Origin of the sequence: Mycolicibacterium parafortuitum, from assembly GCF_002086815.1 — a bacterium.
Taxonomy (GTDB): Bacteria; Actinomycetota; Actinomycetes; order Mycobacteriales; family Mycobacteriaceae; genus Mycobacterium; species Mycobacterium parafortuitum.
This window is the reverse complement of record NZ_MVID01000074.1, coordinates 1-560: the sequence shown is the minus strand read 5'-3', so window position 1 is coordinate 560 and position 560 is coordinate 1. Positions and strand designations below refer to the sequence as shown.

The window sequence follows — 560 nt, the reverse complement described above, 5'->3', positions numbered from 1 at the left end:
CCCCGATGCCGAACATCTCTACTCTGCAACAGGTTTGGCACCCGCGCTCTATCAGTCGGCGACGCTGAACCGGCGTGGACGGATCTCTCGACAAGGATTGGCTGAGCACCGCGACGCACTGATGGGGATCGCCTGGGGGCTGGCGCAGAACTCACCGGCGTTCGCTGAACGCGACAGCCAACTGCGAGCCCGCGGCATGGCACCGATCCAGGCCCGTGTCGCACTCGCACGGCACGCATGCCGACTGGCATACCGACTACTTCGAACCCAACAACCCTTCGATGAACAGCGCTATCGTCGAGGAAGGCTCAGCGGCGAACGGTGACGGCCACGATAGCTATGCCGCACGACGGCGCAACCTAGCTTGCCGCCCGCTCGCCCTGGGCCGCCATCACGGCGCACACGAAAGCCTGCCGACCACGGCGACTAATCAGCCTGCCGGAACACGACGGCCCCGCCGACCTACGAAACAGACTCTTCATCGCGTCAAAAGCCGAGCGCAACACCTCGGCAGATCATCCACGCCCGACGTCAACCTTGACTCACAGCGCGAAAGCTAG

At 64.1% G+C, this 560-nt stretch carries 1 protein-coding gene; it reads left to right on the top strand.

Translation table 11 applies throughout. The annotated features are described in order from the left end of the window. Positions 1 to 325: transposase (locus BST38_RS28825; protein WP_165761679.1), on the top strand; the 325-nt coding region annotated here is incomplete at its 5' end. Positions 326 to 560 lie beyond the last annotated feature (235 nt).